The sequence below is a fragment of the Chitinivibrio alkaliphilus ACht1 genome (assembly GCF_000474745.1).
In the GTDB taxonomy this organism is placed as follows: domain Bacteria; phylum Fibrobacterota; class Chitinivibrionia; order Chitinivibrionales; family Chitinivibrionaceae; genus Chitinivibrio; species Chitinivibrio alkaliphilus.
Map to the genome: position 1 here is coordinate 117,560 of NZ_ASJR01000004.1, position 23,512 is coordinate 141,071.

25 protein-coding genes and 1 tRNA gene are annotated in these 23,512 nt (G+C 44.6%); 15 read left to right on the forward strand and 11 right to left on the reverse strand.

All coding sequences use genetic code 11. The features are described 5' to 3' along the window. Window positions 1-2: 2 nt before the first annotated feature. The 10 genes from CALK_RS03010 to panD are packed head-to-tail and all read right to left on the reverse strand — an operon-like array spanning window position 3 to window position 8,049. The gene (locus CALK_RS03010; protein ID WP_022636175.1) at window positions 3-1,289 is read right to left on the reverse strand and encodes a hemolysin family protein; all 1,287 of its coding nucleotides are present in this window, start codon (window positions 1,287-1,289) and stop codon (window positions 3-5) included. Then, window positions 1,286-1,744: an rRNA maturation RNase YbeY gene (ybeY, locus tag CALK_RS03015; RefSeq protein WP_022636176.1), complete on the reverse strand. Its 459-nt coding sequence runs from the start codon at window positions 1,742-1,744 to the stop codon at window positions 1,286-1,288. Before ybeY ends, CALK_RS03010 begins: the two co-directional genes overlap by 4 nt. Beyond that, window positions 1,725-1,904, reverse strand: coding sequence for a hypothetical protein (locus CALK_RS03020; RefSeq protein WP_022636177.1), 180 nt, complete (start codon window positions 1,902-1,904; stop codon window positions 1,725-1,727). Before CALK_RS03020 ends, ybeY begins: the two co-directional genes overlap by 20 nt. Beyond that, window positions 1,901-3,187, reverse strand: coding sequence for a histidine--tRNA ligase (gene hisS / locus CALK_RS03025; protein WP_022636178.1), 1,287 nt, complete (start codon window positions 3,185-3,187; stop codon window positions 1,901-1,903). The genes CALK_RS03020 and hisS overlap by 4 nt, the downstream gene beginning before the upstream one ends. Window positions 3,188-3,241: 54 nt before the next feature. Next, complete coding sequence (locus CALK_RS12000) at window positions 3,242-3,634, reverse strand: Crp/Fnr family transcriptional regulator (protein WP_022636179.1); 393 nt, start codon at window positions 3,632-3,634, stop codon at window positions 3,242-3,244. 9 nt (window positions 3,635-3,643) lie between these two features. Continuing rightward, window positions 3,644-4,957 carry an RIP metalloprotease RseP gene (gene rseP, locus CALK_RS03035; RefSeq protein WP_022636180.1) on the reverse strand — a complete coding sequence of 438 codons (1,314 nt, stop codon included), beginning with the start codon at window positions 4,955-4,957 and terminating at the stop codon, window positions 3,644-3,646. Then, the gene (locus CALK_RS03040) at window positions 4,958-6,115 is read right to left on the reverse strand and encodes a 1-deoxy-D-xylulose-5-phosphate reductoisomerase (protein WP_022636181.1); all 1,158 of its coding nucleotides are present in this window, start codon (window positions 6,113-6,115) and stop codon (window positions 4,958-4,960) included. 14 nt (window positions 6,116-6,129) lie between these two features. Next, window positions 6,130-7,014 (reverse strand): phosphatidate cytidylyltransferase, encoded by an 885-nt coding sequence (locus CALK_RS03045; protein WP_022636182.1) that lies wholly within the window; start codon window positions 7,012-7,014, stop codon window positions 6,130-6,132. Beyond that, window positions 7,007-7,711: an isoprenyl transferase gene (locus CALK_RS03050; RefSeq protein ID WP_022636183.1), complete on the reverse strand. Its 705-nt coding sequence runs from the start codon at window positions 7,709-7,711 to the stop codon at window positions 7,007-7,009. Before CALK_RS03050 ends, CALK_RS03045 begins: the two co-directional genes overlap by 8 nt. Further along, a complete protein-coding gene (gene panD / locus CALK_RS03055) occupies window positions 7,708-8,049 on the reverse strand; it encodes an aspartate 1-decarboxylase (protein WP_034636555.1) in 342 nt (113 codons plus the stop codon). The genes CALK_RS03050 and panD overlap by 4 nt, the downstream gene beginning before the upstream one ends. A 301-nt stretch (window positions 8,050-8,350) precedes the next feature. Between panD and CALK_RS03060 the strand changes: the two genes are divergently transcribed. The 15 genes from CALK_RS03060 (at window position 8,351) to CALK_RS03130 (ending at window position 23,085) form a co-directional block, all read left to right on the forward strand. Next, window positions 8,351-8,977 (forward strand): redox-sensing transcriptional repressor Rex, encoded by a 627-nt coding sequence (locus CALK_RS03060; protein ID WP_022636186.1) that lies wholly within the window; start codon window positions 8,351-8,353, stop codon window positions 8,975-8,977. A gap of 14 nt (window positions 8,978-8,991) precedes the next feature. Next, window positions 8,992-10,071 carry a 3-phosphoserine/phosphohydroxythreonine transaminase gene (gene serC, locus CALK_RS03065; RefSeq protein ID WP_022636187.1) on the forward strand — a complete coding sequence of 360 codons (1,080 nt, stop codon included), beginning with the start codon at window positions 8,992-8,994 and terminating at the stop codon, window positions 10,069-10,071. Between the two features lie 9 nt (window positions 10,072-10,080). Then, on the forward strand, window positions 10,081-11,250 hold the full coding sequence (locus CALK_RS03070; RefSeq protein ID WP_022636188.1) for a phosphoglycerate dehydrogenase: 1,170 nt from the start codon (window positions 10,081-10,083) through the stop codon (window positions 11,248-11,250). A gap of 197 nt (window positions 11,251-11,447) precedes the next feature. Further along, window positions 11,448-12,785, forward strand: a complete 1,338-nt coding sequence (gdhA, locus tag CALK_RS03075) for an NADP-specific glutamate dehydrogenase (protein ID WP_022636189.1) — start codon at window positions 11,448-11,450, stop codon at window positions 12,783-12,785. A 100-nt stretch (window positions 12,786-12,885) separates the two neighbouring features. Beyond that, complete coding sequence (gene flhA / locus CALK_RS03080; protein WP_022636190.1) at window positions 12,886-14,994, forward strand: flagellar biosynthesis protein FlhA; 2,109 nt, start codon at window positions 12,886-12,888, stop codon at window positions 14,992-14,994. Between the two features lie 15 nt (window positions 14,995-15,009). Next, window positions 15,010-16,272 carry a flagellar biosynthesis GTPase FlhF gene (gene flhF, locus CALK_RS03085; RefSeq protein ID WP_022636191.1) on the forward strand — a complete coding sequence of 421 codons (1,263 nt, stop codon included), beginning with the start codon at window positions 15,010-15,012 and terminating at the stop codon, window positions 16,270-16,272. Then, window positions 16,273-17,103 carry a nucleotide-binding protein gene (locus tag CALK_RS03090; protein WP_022636192.1) on the forward strand — a complete coding sequence of 277 codons (831 nt, stop codon included), beginning with the start codon at window positions 16,273-16,275 and terminating at the stop codon, window positions 17,101-17,103. Continuing rightward, on the forward strand, window positions 17,103-17,456 hold the full coding sequence (locus tag CALK_RS03095; RefSeq protein ID WP_022636193.1) for a hypothetical protein: 354 nt from the start codon (window positions 17,103-17,105) through the stop codon (window positions 17,454-17,456). The genes CALK_RS03090 and CALK_RS03095 overlap by 1 nt, the downstream gene beginning before the upstream one ends. Window positions 17,457-17,527: 71 nt before the next feature. Next, complete coding sequence (locus CALK_RS03100; protein WP_022636194.1) at window positions 17,528-18,292, forward strand: FliA/WhiG family RNA polymerase sigma factor; 765 nt, start codon at window positions 17,528-17,530, stop codon at window positions 18,290-18,292. After that, window positions 18,293-18,610: a hypothetical protein gene (locus CALK_RS03105; protein WP_022636195.1), complete on the forward strand. Its 318-nt coding sequence runs from the start codon at window positions 18,293-18,295 to the stop codon at window positions 18,608-18,610. It abuts the gene before it with no gap. 5 nt (window positions 18,611-18,615) lie between these two features. Further along, window positions 18,616-19,497 (forward strand): HDOD domain-containing protein, encoded by an 882-nt coding sequence (locus CALK_RS03110; protein WP_022636196.1) that lies wholly within the window; start codon window positions 18,616-18,618, stop codon window positions 19,495-19,497. Window positions 19,498-19,583: 86 nt separating this feature from the next. Next, complete coding sequence (locus tag CALK_RS03115; protein ID WP_022636197.1) at window positions 19,584-20,342, forward strand: FKBP-type peptidyl-prolyl cis-trans isomerase; 759 nt, start codon at window positions 19,584-19,586, stop codon at window positions 20,340-20,342. A gap of 117 nt (window positions 20,343-20,459) precedes the next feature. Beyond that, window positions 20,460-21,083 carry an FKBP-type peptidyl-prolyl cis-trans isomerase N-terminal domain-containing protein gene (locus CALK_RS03120; protein WP_022636198.1) on the forward strand — a complete coding sequence of 208 codons (624 nt, stop codon included), beginning with the start codon at window positions 20,460-20,462 and terminating at the stop codon, window positions 21,081-21,083. Between the two features lie 147 nt (window positions 21,084-21,230). Further along, complete coding sequence (locus CALK_RS03125; RefSeq protein ID WP_022636199.1) at window positions 21,231-22,952, forward strand: proline--tRNA ligase; 1,722 nt, start codon at window positions 21,231-21,233, stop codon at window positions 22,950-22,952. Window positions 22,953-23,008: 56 nt separating this feature from the next. Then, a tRNA-Arg gene (locus tag CALK_RS03130) sits at window positions 23,009-23,085 on the forward strand. Window positions 23,086-23,224: 139 nt separating this feature from the next. On the opposite strand, the gene CALK_RS03135 is transcribed toward CALK_RS03130, so the two are convergent. After that, on the reverse strand, window positions 23,225-23,512 hold a 288-nt coding region (locus CALK_RS03135; RefSeq protein ID WP_034636563.1), incomplete at its 5' end, for an integrase core domain-containing protein.

Below are 23,512 nucleotides of genomic sequence, written 5' to 3' on the forward strand. Positions count from 1 at the left end.
GTTTATTCTCCTGAGGTGTCTGATGACTCCTGACCGAGTTCAAGCTGAATCTCTTCTATACGTTGTTTGTCCATTTTGGTTATTTCTATGGTAAGGGCTTGGTAGCGAAAGGTCGTGTGCTGTTTTGGCACATCACCCAATTCATAATACACAAGCCCACCGAGGGTATTATATTTATCATTTTTATAATCAAAATTATAGTGGAGTCGCTCACAAAGATCATCCAGTTCAATATGAGGGTCAGCAATATAAGTAGTATCACCGATTTTTTGGAGAGGTTCATGGTGTTCATCATGTTCATCGTGAATTTCTCCCACGATCTCTTCCAAAATGTCTTCCATGGTTACCAGGCCTGCCGTGCCACCATATTCATCTACAACTACAACCATATGACTTCGCTGAGCTTTCATATCTGCCATAAGGTCAGCCAATTCTTTATTGATAGGAACAAAATGAGCAGGTCTCATAAGGTCTTTTATTGACCAAGGGTTCGAGGGATGTTTCGAAATCCACGCCATAATATCTTTCACATAGAGAATACCCACGATTCGATCGATATTTTCTGTATACACAGGAATGCGAGAGTGCCCCATTTCACTAATACTCTCCAAGGCTTTTTGGGGAAGCGTATTAATTTCAACTCCTTCAATATCAATGCGTGGAAGCATTATTTCTCGCACAGAGGTCTTATCAAAGTTAAAGATATTGTGGATCATCTGTTTTTCTGTGTCATCAAGGCCGTCTTCCTGTATGCCCGCATCGTCAAGGATTCGCTGTTCCTCCTCAGAAAGAAAGTCAAAATACCCACTGTCACCGCGAAACTTTGAGATCACGAGAGTTGAGAGAAACATGAGTGCCGTAAAGGGAAGAAAGAGGATGTTGATAATACGGTAGAAAAAATATGCAGGAACCATATACCTTGCCTGCGACGTCTGAGAGACTATTTTGGGAATACTGTAGGTGCCGATGGGAAGGAGTACTATGGAAATCCCCATGGTTAAAAGAGCTGTATGAAGTTGGTGCTCCTTGAGAGGGTAGATGATGAAAAAACAGGAAAGAATGTTAACGGCTGTAAAAAAAGTTTTTGCAAAGGATATGGTGCTTGAAACCTGAATTTTTTGTTGAGACAGGCGTAATATTTTTCCCGCAATAAATCGTAATAATTCGCTCTCTAGCTTCAGATACTCTCGTTGTGCGTACAAAAAGACTCCCTTGATGGTAGATAGCAAAGAGAGGGCGAGCAGGGATACGATATACAGTACTAGAATAAAAAGAGAAATTTCGTTCAAAGGGTCTCCTTATGCGGATCACAGGTGAAATATTTTGCTTCTATAGCTTCCATTTCCGTGCGATCAGCTTCGTTTTGGTGGTCATATCCAAGCAAATGAATGAGGCCATGAGTAAAGAGACGCGCCACCTCTTCCTCTTCGGTAATGTGGTAGAGGCGGCTTTGGGCTTGAGCACGTTTCGTACAGAGGTATATTTCACCGAGAAAGTCGGGGTCATTAAAAGGGTAGGAGAGGACATCCGTGACCTTGTTTTTGTCTCGGGAGAACGCATTGAGCCGGCAGATTGTTTCCTCTGAACAGAAAATGAGGTCTACCCGCTGTTCATTGGAGATGTTCTCCTGGGAATATACTTTCTCGGCAATTGCCACAATAGGGGCTGAATGAACCGGTACTTCACCACATTCCGATACAATGGTGAGGGGGGGCTTAGGGGTATTATCGACAGTGTTCTTCATAACAATCTATGAGCTCCATATTTGCTGGGTCTGCTTGAATGGCATCGAAGAGATCGTGGCAGGAGGTAATTCCGCGTTCTTCCATGCATGGGGGAAGTTCCTGAGAGGAAGAGCAGGCTGCCATGGCCCAGAAAAACATGAAAAGAAAGAGGATTCTCATAGGTTCTCCAAACGGGCTGAAAGGGCCTCTTTAAACTGCTCCATGGGAATATTTTCTTCTTCCCCGGTTTGCATAATTTTTATACGATAGTTTCCGGACGCTTCTTCTTCACCACCCGTGAGAAGAGCGATCTTACAGCGCGATGCCGCAGCTTTTTTCAATTGTTTGCCCACTGCATTCATCTTTAAGGGGAATTCCGTGGAAATACGAGCATTTCGAAGCCGCGCCGTGATGCTCATAGCTGCAGATATATCCTTTGTAACGGAGATAACAAAGACATCACACTTTGCCGGTTCAGTGGGGAGAGCTCCTTTTTCACGTAGAAGGTCAGAGAGCACCACATCACCCATGGCAAACCCCACGGCAGGGGTCGGTGTGCCGCCGTATAGCTCAATAAGTCTATTATACCGTCCACCACCTGCAATAGCGCGCATCGAGCGGCGTGTGTCAAAGACCTCAAAGACAATACCGGTGTAGTAAGCAAGCCCACGAACGATGGTTATATCGAAGCTACAGTAGTCTGCTACTCCCATGGCAGAAAGATATGAAAAGAGCTCTTTTAGTTCTGACAATGCTGATAGGTCAGGGGCCATCTTTTCAATATCTTCGAGGGTTTTGGCAGAAAGAAGATGAAGCAGAGTCTCCGCACGTTCTTGGTTGGAAAGGGTGGAATGCACCAATTCACAAAAATCGTTATATGCCATTTTCGGCATTTTATCGAGGAGGAGATATATTTCAGCATGCTCTTTTTTGGGTATTCCCGTATTCTGCAGATATTCTTCCAAGAGATTTCTGCTTGATATATGTATTTGAAAGTCCTGTGAATCAAGGCCGAGACGTTTCATTGTATCTATTGTCGCAGCAATGAGTTCTGCATCGGCGGTAAGCTCTGCTATGCCAATAATATCCATATTTAACTGAAAAAATTCCCGGAGGCGTCCTTTCTGCATCTTTTCATAGCGAAAGAGTTTTGGGATGGAGTACCATTTAACCGGTTTAGCGAGGGAGTTTCCTCGAGCAGCAACCATCCGCGCTACAGAGGGGGTCATTTCAGGACGCAGGGACAGTTTTCTTCCGCCCTTGTCTTCAAATGAGTAGAGTTGTTGTTCTATTTCCGTACCGCTCTTATGGGTATACAGGTCAAGATGCTCAAAAACCGGAGCATCGTACTTTTCAAATCCAAAGGTGTGACAACTCTGCTCCCAGCTGGTAAATATGTGTTCTCGTAAGATCATATCTTCGGGGTAAAAATCACGGGTTCCCTTGGGAGGAAGATAGTTCATGCAGTACTCCATGGCTTTTTATGAGAAATATACTTATTATTCGTCATAGGTGTGTTATTTTTCAAGTTCAGTTTTGAGGCGATTGTTTGTTTCGTCCAAACGAATTACCAGATTTTTAATTACCGTATGTACCCAATGGGGCAGTTTTGAAATATGCTGTTCAAATACATTTTTACTGATACGCATACAGGTTGTTGACGTAAGAGCACGTACAGAGGCCGTACGTGTGCATTCTCCAAGCAAGGCCATTTCCCCAAAGATATTGTTTACGCCCAGTTGTGCAAGTTCATACTCAACAATACGTCCCTTCGTATAGACTCGTTTAAATACTCGTACCCGCCCTGTCTTTATCAAGTAAAGACCGTCACTGGTATTACCTTCATTAAAAATGATATCACCCTTAGAATATTTTTTTACGCGAGTTGTAAATCGGTCTTCTCGGGACATGGTGTTCTCCTACTGTAATAGGGCGTTTAACGTTGAGAATTGGGCTATGTCCCGAAGGGTAATAAAAAGAAACAAAGTAATGAGCAGTGCCGTACAAATTCGTGCAATAAGTTCTTGAGCCTTTTGAGGGACGGGTTTACCCCAGATAGTTTCAATACCAAGAAAAAAGAGTATTCCTCCATCGGTGATGGCCAAGGGAAGAAGGTTGATAATACCAAGATTTATACTTAAAAAGGCCATGAGTTGCAAGGTTTCACGAAGGCCTGTCCGAATGGCGGCACCGGAAATCTGCATAATTGCTACAGGACCTGAAGAGTATTGAAGCGTTTGCTGTAGTCGTCGGGGCGACAGGAAATAGAGCATGGTTTGAATCATGTCGCCAGTTTTTTCAACACCATACACAAGGGCTGATACCGGAGAGTGTTCTATTTGGGTATAGGGTGGTGCGGCAAACTGAATTCCCAAGAGATGTCGCTGCGTCTCTTCATTAAAGGCGGGGGTAATAGACACCGTCTTGGAGGTGTCCTTTCGCCGAAGGGTAATTTTTATCGCTCCTTCTTCTGGCTCATACTCCTGTAACGCCAGGGTAATTTGGATGGAGGATCGTACAGGGGTATCCTCCAAGTGGGTGAGGGTATCACCGGGCTGGAGCGTCCCTTCTTTTTCAGCAGCACCACCGGAAAGAACTTCTCCTACAACGGGGATGCTTTGAGGATAGAGCCCACTTCCGCGGTGTTCAAAACTATTCGTTTCCGGGGCGGGGATGAACACTGTTTCTGTACGGGTATCTGAATTTCGTAGGAAGGTAATTTCATAGGATTCACCAAATAAGGCAAGGCGATGCTGTATCTCCTCCCATGATGAAACAGGGGTATCGTCTATGGCTAATATGGAGTCTCCGGGCTGTATCTGCGATGCCGCAGCACCTTGGGGATCAACTACTCCTACGGTCGTATCAGAGAGATGGGGATACTCTTTTACTCCTCCTAAGGCAATACAGGCAAAAAAGAGTATGGCAGATATAATATTAAAGGCGGGGCCGGCTATAGCCACAAGCGCTCTGTGCCAGACAGGGTGGTCCGAAAACCCACCCTTTCGTGGGTCATCCGGTGATTCACCAATCATCTTTACATACCCACCAAAGGGAATAGGGGAGAGACGATACTCTGTTTCACCAATCTGTTTTTTTAAGAGAGGTTTACCAAATCCTATGGAAAAGGCTTCAACAGGGATTTTACACGCTTTTGCTGCGAGGAAATGGCCCATTTCGTGAATAAATACCAGAATACCAAGTATGGGAATCCCGAGGAGAAGATAGAGCATTTATGCCTCCCTGCCGCAATAGGAGCGGCGAATGCGGGTGCGGGTTTCCTTGTCTACGCTCATGAGAGTATCCACAGAGGAAAGCGGTGCCGGCGTATGTGCGGCCAATTCATTGCCGATAATACGTTCAATGTCTGTGTAGGCAATTCTTTTTTCCAAAAACAAGGTAACAGCCTCTTCGTTGGCTGCATTTAAAACTGTTGGAAGGGTTCCGCCCGTTTTTCCTGCATCAATACAGTGCTGTAAGCAGGGAAAACGATCAAGGTCGGGCTTTTCAAAGGAGAGGGTTCCCACCGTTGCAAGGTTGAGGCGAGGGGTGTCCATGGGAAGGCGCTGCGGATATGACAGGGCGTACTGGATGGGCAATTCCATGTCAGGTAGGCCGCATTGGGCCATGACAGAACCATCGTGAAAGGTTACCATGGAGTGTATAATTGATTGGGGATGTACCACCACGGAGATCTTATCGTAGGGGATGGAGAAGAGATGGTGAGCTTCCATAACCTCAAATCCCTTGTTCATGAGGGTTGATGAATCGATGGTAATTTTTGCACCCATCTCCCATGTAGGATGTTTCAGGGCATTTTCCACGGTGATACGGGAGAATTCCTCCTGAGGAAGGGTACGAAAGGGGCCGCCTGAAGCGGTAATGGTCATGGATTCAATCGTGGCAGGATCTTCTCCATTCAAGCATTGGGATATGGCACTATGCTCACTGTCCACAGGAAGGAGGATACCACCATGGGTTGCAAGAACATCTTCAATAAGTTCTCCACCAACAACTAAGCTTTCTTTATTTGCAAGAGCAACGGTTTTCCCCCGTTTTAATGCTTCAAGGGTTGGCTCAAACCCCACAGAACCTACCAAGGCGTTTACTAAAATATCGTAATCAAGTTCTCGTGTTATCTGCCGTAATCCCTCAACGCCATAATAGAGGTTGGTTTGTTTGTATTGCTGATGCGGAAAGGCGGTGTATGCCTGTTCTTCACCGATAACCAGGGCTTCCGGTGAAAATTCGTCAATTTGCGCAATGGCTTTTTCAATACTGCGGTTTACGGAGATCCCTACGAGTTGATACTCCTCAGGGTTTCTTCGGATACAATTCTCGGTGCTCGTGCCGATAGAACCGGAGGAACCGAGAAGAAGAACTTTTTTCATTGCCAGACACCAATCTATTGTAGATAAATTCGTATAATACTATGAATAAAGGGCGTAGCGAACAAGAGCGAATCAAAGCGATCAAGTATTCCGCCATGCCCCGGAATAAGGTTAGATGAATCTTTGACATTGAAAAAACGCTTCACAAGAGAGGCGATCAGGTCTCCCACTTGGCCCGTGATTCCGATGGTAATCCCTAAGAGCACACCAAGGAACAGAGATGATGCGGGGGAGCCAAAGAAAAGAACACCTCCGACCATGATAAGAATCGTTGCGCACAACCCACCGATACTGCCTTCAATTGTTTTTTTCGGAGAGATCGAGCTGAGTTTATGTTTGCCAAAAAAATTTCCTGTAAAGAACGCAGCAGAGTCTCCAATAAACACAGCACCCAAGACTATCACAATACCAATGCGTCCGTTATTCCCATTGCTCCATAGAGAAAGGAAGGACGGCTCGTCAAAGAGAAGGAGTTGTTGTCCTGCAAGATATAGCAGTATTAAGCCCGTAAAGGAGAGACTGGTTCGTTCCCATTTTTTGTCCACCCGGCCAAAGAGAAACGTTTCTACAGCAATGGGTATCATTGCCGCGAGGATAATTTCCATGGTTGAGAAGTATGGGGTTGGTAAAAAGAGATGGGCCATGGCAGGTATAATCCAAAAAAAGTAGATCCCAAATCGGTTTCGTGGAAACTTGTGAGAAAGCATTTGGATGTATTCATGCATTGCAGCAAGTACTATTCCCAAACTGACAAGGCGCATTGGTGTTAGGGGCACCAAGGATGATGCTGCCCAGGGAAAACTGCTGAAGATGTTGATTTGCCATTGCGTTGCTACTACCCCTAAAGGTACTGCCCAAAGAGCAAAGAACACTCGTTTTATTAGATTTGCTTTATTCACGAACTCTCCCGAATCGTCTTTCACGTAGATGGAATTCATTCAGGGCTGCATCCAGCTCTTTTTCAGTGAAGTCTGGCCAGAGGGTTTCTGTGAAGTATAGTTCTGCATACGCAGCCTGCCACAGGAGGAAGTTGCTAATTCGGAAATTTCCTCCTGTCCGAATAATGAGTTCGGGGTCTGGAGTGTTGGGCTGAAACAGGTAGTGTGCGAAGAGTTCTTCCGAAATATCTTCAGGAGAGAGAGCATCGCGGCAAATTTGTTTTGTTGCTTCCACAATTTCATCTCTGCCTCCGTAACTTAAGGCAAGTTGCAGAACAAGCCCTGTGTTATTCTTTGTTTTTTCCACAGCCTCAAAGAGGGTTTTTTGCACAGACTCGGGAAGACGATCTTTATTTCCGAGGAATACAATTTTGGCTTGTTTCTGTGCAAGGGTTTTTAACTCCTTTTTCATCATCTCAACAAAAAGGCTCATAAGCAGAGAGACTTCATTCTGTGGTCGTTTCCAGTTCTCTGCTGAAAAAACATAGAGTGTGAGGTATTTAATACCTAAGTGGTCACAGTAATCAATGGTACGACGAACGGCCCGCACTCCATTTCGATGTCCCACAGGGCGGGGCTTATTCCGTTTCTGAGCCCACCGGCCATTACCGTCCATAATAATGCCGATATGGCGGGGCATGGATACGTCTTTGTTCATAATCGTCGCTCAATCTCGTTTTGTTGATTTGTCAGCACGATTTGTGGAGTAGGGGGGGTGTCACAGAGCTCGTAGCCCATAATAATTACTTCTTCTCCCCGTTTTATGAGATGGGCTGCAGCACCGTTTGTACAAATGACACCGCTATATTCTTTGCCGGCAATGACATACGTCTCAAGTCGTGCCCCTGAGGTATTGCTGACAACCGACACTTTTTCTCCGGGAAGAATACCAACTGCTTGGAGGAGGTGGCTGTCAATGGTGATAGAGCCCACATAGTCAAGTTCGGCTTGGGTTACCGTTGCCTTGTGTATTTTAGAACGTAAAAACCAGCGCATACCCGTAATCATCTTTCCTGGGAGTAAATTCGTGTTATAAAATAGCATGGGGTGTAACTTCAAATCAATAGAAGATACAAAAGTATCTGTTCTTTTTATCTCTGAAGAGTGGGGTCTCGTAGGTGGTATTCAGAAGGTTGTAAAACTTTGTGAAAAGGTTTTTGTGGTGCTTTGTGTTCTGAAAAGAGGCTTGTAAAGCTGGTTATTGAGAAAAAGGTTCGCAAATGAAAAAAAAACTCTCTTTAATCTTCCATAAACATATATTGAAGTAGTGAAAAAAATCACGAACAAGGGCGTGAAAATGCAACTCTCAGATCCAACCTTAAAACGACTCACCGCCATTTACCGGGTGTTGTCACGGCTTATTTGTTTTGAACCGGATATTGTCAGCCTCTCTTCTACGAAGTTGGGTGAATATATCGGATATCCAGCGCATACCGTGCGTAAGGACATTAGCTATCTTGGAGAGGTGGGTAACAGTGGTAAAGGGTATGGAGTACGGGAATTGCATGATTTTATCGCACAGAAACTGGGCTTAGATACTGCACGTCGTGCGGCTGTGGTTGGTCTTGGTAGAATTGGTTCTGCCATTCTTGATTATGGTCGATTCAGCCAAGCAGGCTTTGATGTAGTTGCCGGGTTTGATTCTGATATAAACCTTGTTGACAGTATGGTGAGCAGTGTTCCCGTATATCCTTCCTATGATATTCCTGAAATAGTACAGCGGCATGCTATAGAGCTTGCCTTTCTTGCGGTTCCTGCTGGTGCTGCCGAGAAAAGTGTTGCTCGTCTTGTTGCGGGGGGTATTAAGGGAGTGGTTAATTTTTCTCCGCTCATTATGAAACACGATACGATAATAATTCGAAATATGGATATTACCGGCGAATTGACCTTGTTGTCTGCGTTAATTACGGTAAAACATTTATAACCTGGAGGCTCTTTATGGCACGAGTATGGAATTTTTCTGCAGGCCCTTCTGCTTTACCAATCAATGTATTGAAGAAAGCACAGGAACAGATGGTTGAATATCCCGGAGCAGGAATGTCTGTGATGGAAATGAGTCACCGATCTAAGTCCTTTACGGAGATTATTACGACGGCGGAAGCAAATCTTCGTTCCCTTATGAATATTCCCGATTCGTATAAGGTGCTTTTTCTCCAAGGCGGTGCATCTTCACAGTTTGCCATGGTACCCTTAAACCTTCTTGCAGAGGGTGAGACAGCGGATTATATTAATACGGGAAGATGGTCTACCATGGCTATCAAGGAGGGACAAAAACTTCGTTATGCTCAGGTGATTGCCTCTTCAGAGGATGAGAATTTTTCCTACATCCCTAAGATTACTAAAAGCGATTGCACCCCTGGAGCTAAGTATCTTCATTTTACTGAAAACAACACTATCTACGGGACAACTTTTTATTCCGTTCCTGAAACAGATGCTCGTATTGTAACAGATATGTCCTCCAGTATTCTTTCCCGTGAAGTTGATGTGAATCAGTATGACCTCATCTACGCGGGAGCACAGAAAAATATGGGCCCCGCGGGTGTAACCGTTGTAATTGTACGAGAAGAGCTCCTCGGCATGGCCGATTCTTCCGTTCCTACCATGTTTAATTACCAAACCCACGCAGAAAAAGACTCGCTTTTTAATACGCCCCCGACCTTTGGTATTTACATGCTTGGTTTAGTGTGTGAAGAGCTCATGAATATGGGTGGATTAGCTGAGGTAGAACGAATTAATCGTGCAAAGGCCGAGTTACTGTATAACACCATTGATGAATCGGATCTTTTTTCCGGTACGGTACGGGTTGAAGATCGTTCTATTACGAATATTCCCTTTGTGCTTCCTACGGACGAACTGAACGCCGCCTTTATTGCTGAAGCAACAGACCGAGGTATTGCAAATATTAAGGGGCATCGCTCTGTTGGTGGCATGCGTGCTTCTATTTACAATGGGGTACCCATGGAAGGCGTAGCGTTTTTAGTAGATTTTATGAAAGAATTTGAGAAGAAAAATAAATAAGGAGCGTATATGTTTAAGGTACAAACATTTAATAAAATATCCTCAAAGGGGCTCGATCTGCTGCCCCGTGATACCTATGAAATTGCCTCTGAGATATCCCATCCTGATGCGGTTATTCTACGGAGTCATAAAATGCACGGTATGGAGCTGCCGGAATCAGTACTTGCCGTAGCCCGGGCAGGTGCCGGTACAAATAATGTTCCTGTTGAAGAGTATGGAAAAAAGGGTGTTGTGGTTTTTAATACTCCCGGAGCAAACGCAAACAGTGTAAAAGAGCTTGTCCTCACGGGGATGCTTCTCTCTTCACGGCGTATTGTTGATAGTATCAACTGGGCAAAGACCCTTGTTGGTGAAGGAGATGAGGTTCCAAAGCTTATTGAAAAGAATAAGTCTAATTTTACTGGGCCGGAGATTCAAGGAAAAACCATTGGTATTATTGGTTTGGGGGCTATTGGTGTTATGGTGGCTAATGCTGCGACAGCCCTGGGCATGGATGTGGTTGGGTATGACCCCTATCTTTCTGTTGACGGTGCTCTTGCCATGTCACGAAAGGTTCGTCGTGTTGATGCCTTGGAAACACTTATTAAGTCTTCAGATTATATTACGATCCATGTTCCACTTAACGACCACACCAAGGGCATGATTAATGAAGAAAAGTTAAGCATGGTAAAACCTGGCGTTCGTATTCTTAATTTTTCTCGGGGTGGTTTGGTGAATAATGGTGATATCACCAAGGCCTTAGAGAATGGTTCCGTGGCATACTATGTAACGGATTTCCCCGATGAGGATATGATCAAGACTGACAAGGTGATTGCCATCCCGCATTTGGGTGCATCTACTCCCGAGGCAACAGATAATTGTGCCACCATGGCAGCAACTCAGCTTCGTGATTTCCTTGAACAAGGAAATATTAAAAATTCCGTAAATTTTCCCAATGTATCACAGGCTCGTATTCCGGGAACACAGCGTATTACCGTGACAAACCGGGATGTTCCTAATATGGTTAGTCAGATATCTACGGTCTTAGGAGAGAGTAATTTGAATATTGAAGGAATGGTCAATAGTTCTCGGGGCGATATTGCGTACAATATTGTTGATGTTGAAGGAACTGTCGAGCAGGGATTACTTGAAAAATTAGAATCTATTGAAGGTGTTGTGAATGTTCGGCTGATTCCGTAAAGTCACATATCTTACACCCATGGGGCTGTTTTTCCAAAAACAGCCCTTTTTTTTTATAAAAATTTTGTAAATCGGCTTTGTCGTAATTATTTTTGAAGACGTTTGTATGCCCCCTTTGTGTCACCACAGGCGTGCTATCGGTCAGGGGTATATCGTGTTCATGGCAAATTAACTTGTATAAAAATAAAGGAGAACAAATGGATTACATTAATCGTGTCCTTTCTGAGGTTGCGAAAAAAAACAGCTGCGAAGAGGAGTTTATTCAAGCTGTTCGGGAAGTACTTAAGGCTCTTTCACCCATTGTGGAAAAGCATCCAGAGTATGAGGACTACGGCTTGCTCGAGCGGATTGTTGAACCGGAGCGGCAGATTGTCTTTCGCGTTCCTTGGGTTGATGATGCGGGAAAGGTGCGGGTTAATCGTGGTTTTCGTATTCAGTTTAATAGTGCTATTGGACCATATAAGGGGGGATTGCGTTTTCACCCCACGGTAAACCTTGGTATTGTGAAATTCCTTGGTTTTGAGCAGATGTTTAAAAATGCCTTGACAGGATTGCCCATTGGGGGTGGAAAAGGTGGAGCAGACTTTGACCCAAAGGGAAAATCCGATAATGAGATTATGCGTTTTTGCCAAAGTTTTATGGCAGAGCTGTATCGCCATATCGGTATTAATATTGATGTTCCTGCTGGTGATATTGGTGTTGGTGCTCGAGAGATCGGGTATCTTTTTGGACAGTACAAGCGCATTACCAAATCCTACGATGCAGGAATTTTGACCGGTAAAGGCTTGGGGTATTGGGGGTCTTTTGTACGAAAAGAGGCTACGGGATATGGATTGGTGTACTTTATGCATGAAATGCTTAAGGCACACGATCTCGACTTTACCGGAAAAAAAGTGATTATTTCTGGTTCTGGAAATGTGGCAATCTATGCGCATGAAAAAGTGACTCAGCTCGGTGGTACGGTTATCGCCATGAGTGATTCTGGTGGCTATATCCATGATGCAGAAGGGGTGAATCTTGATACGGTGAAGCAGTTAAAGGAGGTGGAGCGCAAACGTCTTCATGAATATACACAGCACCACACCAATGCACAGTATCACGAAGGATCGCAAAATATCTGGTCTCTAGCCTGTGATATTGCACTACCCTGTGCAACGCAGAATGAGATTACTCTTACGGAAGCACAGAATCTTGTTCGCAATGGTGTTGTTGCTCTTGGTGAAGGGGCAAACATGCCGTGTACAGATGAGGCAATTGATTATCTTGTGGACAATAAGGTCTTCATGGGGCCAGCCAAGGCTGCTAATGCTGGTGGTGTGGCAACATCAGCTCTTGAAATGAGTCAAAACAGTATGCGACTTTCATGGAGCTTTGAAGAGGTTGACGCTCGTTTGAAGGCGATCATGGTAAACATATTTCGTGAAGCCAAGGAGGCGGCTGAGGAGTATGGAAGTCCCGGTAATTATGTTATTGGTTCAAATATTGCCGGCTTTAAAAAAGTGGCCGATGCCATGTTAGCCCAAGGCATTGTATAAGTTCCCAAACGGCAGCAGTTTTTTTGCTGCCGTTTTTCTTTCGTCTCACGGGGGAACAAAGTTTATATTAAGGTGAGTGCCACCTTTAAAACGCGAAACTATGTCAGAAACACTCACGGCCCTAACAAATAGTCGCTTCTTTAAGCTGTTTAATGAACAAAAAGAGCTCTTGATTATTCTCGGGCTTGTTGCTATTGTCATACTGATGATTATCCCGCTTCCCACGTGGATGATGGATTTTCTCTTATCGACAAACATTATGATTGCTCTCATTATTCTTCTGATCTCTATGTATAATAGGGAAGCCCTAGACTTTTCTATTTTCCCCACGGTTCTCCTCGTGGTAACTCTCTTTCGACTCTCCTTAAATATTGCAACAACCCGTTTAATCTTAGGTCAGGGACAAGCAGGTCACGTTATAGAGACCTTTGGGAGTTTTGTCACCGGCGGTAATATTGTCGTCGGGGTTATTATATTTATTATCATCATGGTTGTTCAGTTTATGGTGATTACGAAAGGGTCTGGGCGTATTGCAGAGGTGGCAGCCCGATTTACCCTTGACGCAATGCCGGGAAAACAGATGGCTATTGATGCGGATATGAATGCCGGGCTTATTAATGAACAGCAGGCACGACAGCGTCGGGAAAAGATTACCCGTGAGGCAGATTTTTACGGGGCCATGGACGGGGCTTCAAAGTTTGTAAAGGGCGATGCCATTGCCGGTATTATCATAACCCTTATCAATATTCTCGCCGGTTTTATTGTGGGGATGCTCCAGCAGGGGTTGAGTGCCGGAGAGAGCTTGCAGGTCTTTACCACCCTTACTATTGGTGATGGCTTAGTGAGTCAGATTCCCGCCTTGATGATTTCCACCGGAGCGGGCATTATTGTGAGTCGGGCCGCCAGCGAAGGAACCTTGGGGCAGGATTTAAGTAAACAGATATTTTCCAATTATACGGTGCTCTTTGTCACAGCCTTTATCATGGTTATTTTTGCATTCATTCCCGGTCTGCCTTCTCTTATTTTTCTCCTTTTGGCCTTTATTATCGGTGGTACGGGGTTTATGACGATGCACAATATCTTCGGTGTTGCAAACGAGCAGGATCTTCCCGATGAGGCGTATGAAGAAGAGGAGGGTCTCGGTGCTCCTGAGGAAGAGCGTGTGGAGGACTTTCTTGTGGTAGATCCACTGGAACTGGAGATTGGCTATGGACTTATTCCCTTGGTTGATAGTGCTCAAGGGGGGGATCTTCTTGACAGAATTCAGCAGATACGTAAACAGTTAGCAGCTGAACTTGGTTTTATTATTCCGCCCGTACGAATTCGCGATAATATGCAGCTTGAGCCGAATCAGTATGTAATAAAAATTCGCACCATTCCTGTGGCGCAGGGAGAACTGATGAGTGGTTCTTATTTAGCCATGGATCCGGGTAATGTCACTGATACTATTCGGGGTATAGAAACCGTCGAGCCCGCCTTTGGTCTTCCCGCTCTTTGGATCACTGAAAGCCAGAAAGATGAGGCAGAGCTTTGTGGTTACACCGTGGTAGAGCTTCCTGCTGTTTTGGCAACTCATTTAACCGAGATTATCAAGGCCAATGCAGACGATCTCTTAACCCGACAAGATGTACAAGAGCTTTTGAATAATATAAAAGATACCCATAAAGCGGTTATTGATGAGGTGACCCCCAATATCCTCAGCCTTGGAGAGATACATCGGGTGCTTGCGAATCTTCTCCATGAAGGAGTTTCAATTCGAGATCTTCCTCTTATTTTGGAGATACTCAGCGATGCAGCACGGATGAATAAAAATCTTGATGTTGTCACTGAGTATGTTCGAAACGGCCTTGCGCCACAGATTTGTACTGCCCTGAAAAATGAAGATAACACGCTACGGGTGATCACCATTGACCCTAACCTTGAGGCTCAGCTGGAAAATGCCTTACAGGAATATGAAGGCGGAGTAAAACTTAATCTTTCTCCCACAGATGCGGGGCGTGTTTCCGATGCTGTTCTCCGCAGTGCTGCAGCAGTACGAGAGATGGGAGAGGTTCCAATTATGGTGGTTTCCCCGGTAATTCGTTTGCAGATTAAAAAACTCTCAGATGCCGTAGTACCCGAGTTGATTGTTTTATCGTATAATGAAATTGTGAGTGGAATAGAGTTGCAATCCCTTGACATGGTATCCTTGGAAGAGCAAGATGAGTAGAGGAGTTTCGGCCTGATGAAAATAAAGAAGTACACTGCACAGACTATGAAAGAGGCCTTGATTAAGGTGAAGGAAGACCTTGGTGATTCTGCAATGATCTTGAAGAGTCAGCGTCTCCAGCGGTCTCTTCTACCCGGAAAAGATGGGGGCGTAGAGGTTACCGCGGCGGTTGATGAAGAGGCGGAAGCATCCAGTGCCGCTCACCAGCCCCTTTCCCATGGCGATACTGGTGCTGGGCCGAAACTCAATACAAGTTATACATCGCATCTGCGTCATTTGTCCAGTCAGGGTGAAGAGCTTCGTTCCAGTGCATCCCGTCCGCCCGTATACGAAAAGGTTGCCCCCTCTGCCAAGAAAGAATCGGCAACTCAACAGCAGCGTGATACGTCCTCATCAGAAGAGGATACAAAGGGTGTTCAGATAATCAAACTTCACGATGAGATTAGTGAGATGAAGACCCTTCTTGCATCGATTTTGGCAACGGGGGAGACCCGGGCTTCTGGGGGGTATGCCGGTCCATGGGCCATTCTCTATAAGCGGTTGTATGACTCAGGAATTCGTGAGGAGACCGCCCGTGATCTTATTGCCAGTCTTAAAGAAATATCCCCCAACCCCGGTAAGGAAATTAACCATGAATTCATGAAGATTCTGGCCCAAAGTTTCCCTACCATGGGTAAGGGCGGCTCGGGCAGAATGCAGGTGTTTGTTGGGCCGACGGGAGCGGGAAAAACAACTACCATTGCAAAACTTGCTGCATATTACTCCTTGGAAAAACGGAAACGGGTCTCCTTGATCACTTCAGATACGTACCGTATTGCCGCGGTGGAACAGCTACGGGTGTATGCGGAAATTGTGGGGGTTGATTTGCAGGTCGCCTATGGTGCAGAAGATATTCCCGACCTCCTTGAAAACACCCGTGAGAGTGAGATTGTTCTAGTTGATACGGCCGGGCGTAGTCAGAAACATCGCGAGCATCTTAAGGAGCTTCATACCTTCCTTTCATGCATTCAGGCGGATACGATCCACTTAGTATTAAGTGCAGGAACCAAGGAAGAAGATTTACGTGATATTATACGACGCTACACCCCCTTCCATATCGGGCATCTTGTATTTACAAAGCTTGACGAAACGCTCACCCTTGGTAATGTATATAATATTGTAAATGAGTTTCTCATCCCCGTATCATACCTTACATTTGGCCAAAATGTTCCTGATGATATAGAATTTGCTCAATCAGGGGTGTTTGTGAAAAAACTTCTGGAAAGGAGTTCTCTCTAAATGGATCAGGCAGATTCGCTCCGTACGTTAATGCAACAGAGTTTTTCACGAGTACGTGATGACCATTCTACCGGTACCGTCTTGTCTATTACAAGTGGGAAAGGCGGGGTTGGAAAATCGAACGTCTCAATTTTTTTGGCCCGTGCCTTTGCACAGCAGCAGAAGCGGATACTTCTTTTGGATGGAGATATGGGGGTTGCAAATCTCCACATTCTTCTTGGATGTAGTGGGAGAAGCTCTCTGGGAGATTTTTTCAAATCGTCGCGCTCCTTGGGGGATATTGTAGAACCGGTTTTTTCTGGGGTAGATCTTATTACGGGGCTTTCCGGAGAGCAGGCGCACAGTATTTCTCCAGAGCGCACCGGAGCCTTTCTGACAGCCATGGGAGAATTGTCTCGGCAATATGACTATTTAATTATCGATGGTGGTGCAGGGATTGGACGCGACGCCATGGATCTTGCTCATTTTGGAGATATGACCCTCTTGGTTATCACTCCTGAACCAACGTCTCTTGCCGATGCGTATGCGGTTATCAAACTATTGCAACGACGGGGAAGAAACCAATTCTATGTTGTTGTTAATATGGCAGATAGTGATGATGAAGGGGCGGCGGTGTTTGAGCAACTTGCCTTAATTTGTCAAAAATATCTTTCCCTTACTCCAGTGCTTTTGGGAGTACTTCCCCGGGAAAAGCAGATTGTTTCATCTATCAGAAGCGAGCGTTCCTTGTCTGATCTTCCTGATTTAGGAAGTTTTACCCTGCGTATAAAGCATGTTGCTAAACAAATTGATCATGCATTCGCTTCTTCTCATTCTTTAAGGGGGCTTTAATGGGAAAGAAAGAGATCTCCACGGAGGCAGCACGTAAAAAGACAAAAAATCTTTCCGTGCTCTTTGCGTTTTTATTTTTTCTGTTTCTGTTTTTTGTATTTATCAACTTCACCGTTCCCTCCGATGTGACTTTTCTGATGATGGCTCTTATTCGAGCCTCCATAGGTGCCATGGTATTTTGGGTGTTTTGCTTAATCGTCATAGATATTATTGTAAAATCAGTTGTGGATGACATCGATCCGGATGATCTGAACCCTCTGGAAGGAGGTCTTGAGCAACATATCCATGAACGAAAAAACGAGAAACAAGTACAGATTGTTGAGATAGAGACAGGGCGGAAAAAGAAAAAATAAGTTGGCACTCCCTGTAATTTATTGTATTATATACTTTTCTTACAAGACTTCTTCTATTGAAAGACTGGGTTATGGCGGAATTAGCACATCTCTGGAAACAATATAAGGAACATAATTCCAAGGTAGCCATGGATAAGCTTCTTATGGAGTATGCCTCTCTTGTGAAATACATCGCTGGAAGAATGGCCTACACCCTTCCCCCCAGTGTTGATAAGGGTGATTTAGAGGGAGCTGGTGTCATGGGGCTTATCAAGGCGGTGGAAACCTTTGATATTACACGGGATATTAAGTTTGAAACCTATGCCAGTCATAAAATCCGCGGGGCAATTTTAGACGAGCTTCGGGCTCTTGATTGGGTTCCTCGATCGGTACGAAAAAAGAATCGAGACTTGCAGCGAGTGTATGCTCACTTGACAGAAGATCTCGGGCGCGCGCCCTATGATGATGAGGTGTGCGAGCACTTGGGTATCTCCCCAAAGGAGTATAAGAAACTTCTTTCTGAAATAGCTCCTACAACAATCTTATCTTTGGAAGAGGCTCTCCCGCGGCGTGGGGGCGATTCAAAAGATCTTAAGCTGATAGACACCATTGAAGATGTTGATGCTGATAATCCCTTGAGCGTACTCGGGTATAAAGAGGTAAAACGGATACTGAAAGAGTCGATTCAAGCCCTACCGGAAAAGGAAAAACTGGTGGTCGCCCTCTATCACTTTGAAGAACTTACCCTAAAAGAGATAGGGGTTGTTTTGAATATTTCGGAGTCGCGGGTGAGTCAAATACACTCAAAAACAATTTTGAAATTGCGTTCTCAAATACTCACTCGTATGGAGCAATAAGTGAATAACATTGATTTGCAGGGGAGTTTTTCAAATACGGATCAGGCAGCACGTATACAGCATCGCGACGATACGGTACACATGACTCAGCAAGAGCATACCGGAGACGTGGTAAAAGAACTCTATGATCAACGTTCTAAACGTCCCAATGAGTTAGAGCAGAAAGAAAAGGCGGAGGTTGATCGAAAATATCGTGAGGCCCAGGAACGCAAGAAAAAGAAAGAACGTGATTCTCAGAATAAACACCGTAAAAAGGAGAATAGAGATGAGCGGGATCGGTCTGCCTCGTCAGGTAAATTTATCGACTATTCCGTGTGATATGTATGTCAAAACGTACTTCTAAGCTCACCTATATTGCATCTCGTATTAGTACAATTCCCACCCTCCCTACGGTTATCTCCAAGATGCTTGAAATGGTAGATAATCCCCGTACGGATGCGCGGAGGCTTGCGCGGGTTATTTCAAATGACCAGTCTCTTACGGCGCGTATCCTCAAAACCGCAAATTCTGCTTTCTATGGATTTTCCCGTGAGATTTCAACCGTTGATACGGCAATTATTGTTATGGGGTTTAATGCCGTTAAGGAAATGGGGCTTTCCCTTTCTGTGTTTGACGCCTTTAAAAACATGGGAACCGTAGAGTCTTTTAATGTAAATCGGTATTGGGAGCACAGTGTTGCCGTGGCAATTAGTTCTAAAATTATTGCGCGGCGACTTTTGTTACCCAAGTCTGAGGAGCTTTTTGTTGCTGGACTTCTCCATGATATTGGAAAAATGGTCTTTGCGCAGTACCTTCCTGATGATTTTAACACTGTTGTGGCTCAGCAGAAACAAGCAAGTTGCAGTTTTCATGAAGCTGAGCGTCATGTTATGGATATCACCCATGCGGGTATTGGCGGGCTTATCGCCCATCGCTGGCACCTTCCAGAGCGCATTGAGCATTCCATACGGTACCACCATTATCACGGAATAGATACGCCCCATTGTCTTGAAGGTATTATTACGGACTTTGCCGATCTTCTTGCACACCGCGCTGGAGTATGTAACGAAGGACATAGAAAAGAGATGGATATTTCTCCGCATATCTCGCACGCCTTTGAAGAACGGGGTGTTATCCTTGATGATTCCTTTGTTGATTCCTGTATCGAAGAAATGTTTCTGGAGTTAGATAGTACAGAGTTCCTTGAGATATTTGTTCCAGATTAATTTATTTAAATACTTGTGTTCATACTTTTATCTATGTATCTTTTTACTTATACTAAGTGGTTATATTACTCAGTTAAGGAGTTTTCATGAAAAGTGTTATCTGGATTGTTGTCGTAGTGCTTGCCTTTGTTGTGGGCATGTTCCTTCCCACTGATTTTGCTGGTTTCGAAGGAGCTCAGGGAGACGCTGCTCTCTCGGAGGAGTCCCTTGCAGAATCCCTTCCTGCCGTGGAGGCCCTTGAGGGTGATACGGAGAAGTTTTCCTATGCGGTTGGGTACAGCTTTGGCCGTGGGTTGCAGGATATTCGCGAACGAGTAGACCAGATGGTACTTTTTTCTGCCTTGCTTTCAGGCATTCAAGGTGACGAGCCTCTTATGACGCCACAGGATGTACAGGCTATTCAACAAAAAGTTATGATGGAAATGCAGCAGGAACAGCAGGCAGCCCAGTCTCAGCGTGCAGAAGAAGGGAAAGAATTCCTCAGTCATAATAAGCGTCAAGAGGGAGTGGTAGAAACAGAGTCGGGGTTACAGTATAAGGTTGTTTCAGAAGGTGACGGCCCCCGTGTTTCCGCTGATGATAAGGTGCAAGTGCATTATGTCGGAACCTTGATTGACGGTGATGTTTTTGATAGCTCTCGTGATCGCGGAACCCCTGCGACATTTAATCTTGACCAAGTAATACCCGGGTGGTCAGAGGGTATCCAATTGATGAATGTTGGTGCAACATACACCTTTTATATTCCGGCAGACCTTGCGTATGGAGAGCGTGGAGCTCCTCCAACAATTGGTCCCAATGAAGTATTAATTTTTGAAGTTGAACTGCTTGATATCGTTGAGGAGTAATCCTCTGTGGGGAGAGGAATGAGACTTCCTCTCCTTTTTTTTGTAATATTTTTGCACCATACACGTAATACCAACTTTACTTTCATTTGTTAGTGTTTTTTATTGTTAGGAGTTTTTATGTCGTTCAGATCCAAAACCTATTCCTTTGTACTCTCTCTTCTTGTTCTCTCTTTTTCGGTATCAGCTGTTACTGTTGAGAGAGTTGACGGTCTTGAGAATGATACGGAGCGTTTTTCCTACTCCATCGGGTACAATTTCGGGAGAGGACTTGAACAACTGGTTGACCATGTAAATCCATCGATTTTATTTGCCTCTCTTGTTTCCGGTACACAGGGAGAAAATCCAAAGCTTTCTCCTGAAGAAGCTCAGGAAATTCAGCAGCAGGTTATTTCTTCAGTACAGCAAGAGCAAGAAGCCGGTGAGGCCGATCGTTCCACAGGAAGCATTGTAGACAACTATGCCGGTAAGGATAATGTCTTAGGTTCTATGTCAGATCTCTCCAGTGAGACAGGTCGTTTTAGCTATGCCGTGGGATACAGTTTTGGTCGTGGCTTAGAACAGGTACAAGACTACATCGATATTGATTTTCTTATCTCTTCTCTTGCCGCAGGTATGGACGGTGAAGATGAGCTTATGAGCGAAGAAGAAGCTCAGGAGATTCAGCAGAAGGTGATGATGGAGATTCAGCAGCAACAGCCTGCGCAGCCGCAGCAACCACAGCAACCGGCTCCTGTGCAATAAAAGTTGTTTCTCTTTAAAATTTCTCTATAAGACGCGCACTCCTTGTGAGTGCGCGTTTCCTTTTTTCTCCAAAGAGAATGATCCATGGTGATTGCGTTTTAGGTATAAATAGTATATTTTTGAGCAACCTTTATGACTGGAGCAAGTATGTACTGGAAAAATGCCTTTATCTATACCTTACGAGAAGATCCTTCCGAGGCGGAAATTATCAGCCATAAACTTATGATTCGTGCCGGCATGATTTCAAAAGTTTCTTCCGGTATTTACAATTACCTTCCCCTTGGGTTGCGGGTTATTCGTAACATAGAACGGATCATTCGCGAAGAGATGGAGGCGGCCGGTGCGGCGGAATTATTAATGCCTGCAGTTGTTCCTGCCTCTCTGTGGCAGGAGAGTGGGCGATGGGATCTTTATGGCCGTGAATTGCTTCGTGTAAAAGATCGTAAAGACAATGAGTTTTGTATTGGTCCAACCCATGAAGAGGTGGTTGTAGATATTGTACGTCGGTCTGTGAAGTCGTATAAGGATCTCCCTCTCAATGTCTATCAGATTCAGAGTAAATTTCGTGATGAGATTCGTCCTCGCTTTGGGTTAATGCGTGGCCGTGAATTTATTATGAAAGACGCGTACTCCTTTCACGCAAGTGATGTATGTCTTGAGAAAACATATCAGTTAATGAAGCAGGTATATACCAATATTTTTTCCCGTTTTGGTCTTGATTTTCGCCCTGTAGAGGCAGACTCAGGAGCTATCGGTGGAGATGTGACCCATGAATTTCATGTCCTTGCTGATTCAGGAGAGGATAAAATAATCTTTTGCCCGGAATGTGACTACGCTGCAAATGTTGAAAAGGCAGCCGCACAAAGGGATACTCATTTTGGTGCGTCCTTAGAAGAGATTGCGCAACCGGAACATGTGGAAACACCCAATAAAAAAACAATAGATGAGGTTTCAGAATATTTAGGTATTGCTCCCCATATGACTGTAAAAATGCTGGTGTATAAGCGGGAAGATGATTCCTTGGTTGGGGTGCTTATTCGTGGTGATCTGACACTCAACGAGGTGAAATTAAAAAATCATATCTGTGCAGAATATATAGAACTTCCCTATGATGAAGAATTGAGTGTTGCCGGTCTTGTACCCGGGTATATGGGGCCCCTTGGCCTTGATCACACCCTTCCCATTTTTGCTGATTATTCGGTTAAGAATATGGAGCACGCAGTGGTTGGTGGAAATAAAGAGGGAGTTCATACACGGAATGTGTCTCCCCGCCGTGATCTTTCCCACCTAGAGTACGGAGATTTTGCCATGGCGGATGCGGGAGATTCCTGTCGCTGTGGTGGTACCCTTGACTCCTGTCGTGGTATTGAGGTTGGGCAGGTTTTTAAATTACAAAAAAAGTACACCAGTTCCATGGGCATGAGTTTTTTGACCGCAGAAGGAAAGGCCGATACACCTACCATGGGATGCTATGGGATTGGCGTTGGTCGAACCGCTGCAGCTGCTGTAGAGCAAAACTTTGATTCTGATGGTATTGTGTGGCCAGAGGAAATTGCTCCCTATGCAGTACTTCTCATCTCCCTTGATCCCAAAGATGCAGAAGTGGCCCAATTGACCAAAACACTTCACGATACTTGGGAGAATCGTGGCATTGATGTATTGGTGGATGATCGCAAGGAGCGTCCCGGGGTCAAATTTAAAGACGCTGATCTCATTGGTATTCCTCATCAGATTATTATTGGTAAGAAGAGTCTGAAAAAAGGACAGGTGGAGTATAAAAATCGACGGAAAAAGGAAAAACAGTCCCTTGGGATTGATGCCGTTGCTGAGCATATCCTTTCTCTTTGTACCGCTGATAAAAATGAATAAATTATATATACGGGGTTCCTTTTCAATAGGCCCCGATATATATTAGCGTAGCTGATGCACCCGTAGCTCAACTGGATAGAGTACCTGGCTTCGAACCAGGCGGTTTGGGGTTCGAATCCCTGCGGGTGTACCAGTTTTTTTCTCACATACTCATCACGTCCTACGAATTTTATTTTTTTCGATCACTTTTACTTTTTGGTATATTCGAATTTTATGAACTTTGGTAAAAACTTGGACCTGCCCCCAATGTCTGTTTAGAAATTAAGATTAGCTTATTGGTAAGATACATGATTTTCACTTCTGTTTGTATACTCTCTTTTATTGAGATTAGCAAACTCCTGTGGAGTCATGCTGTTCAATGAGCTATGTGGTCTTTTTTGATTGTAATCAATCCTCCATTCTTCGATAATTTTTCTTGCTTCTTTTAAACTGGTAAACCAGTGTTCATTTAAACACTCATCTCTAAATAGGCCGTTGAAACTCTCGCAATGCCCATTTTGCATTGGTTTTCCTGGTTCTATAAAATGATGTTTCTGCTTACGTATGTACTGGTTCAGCGC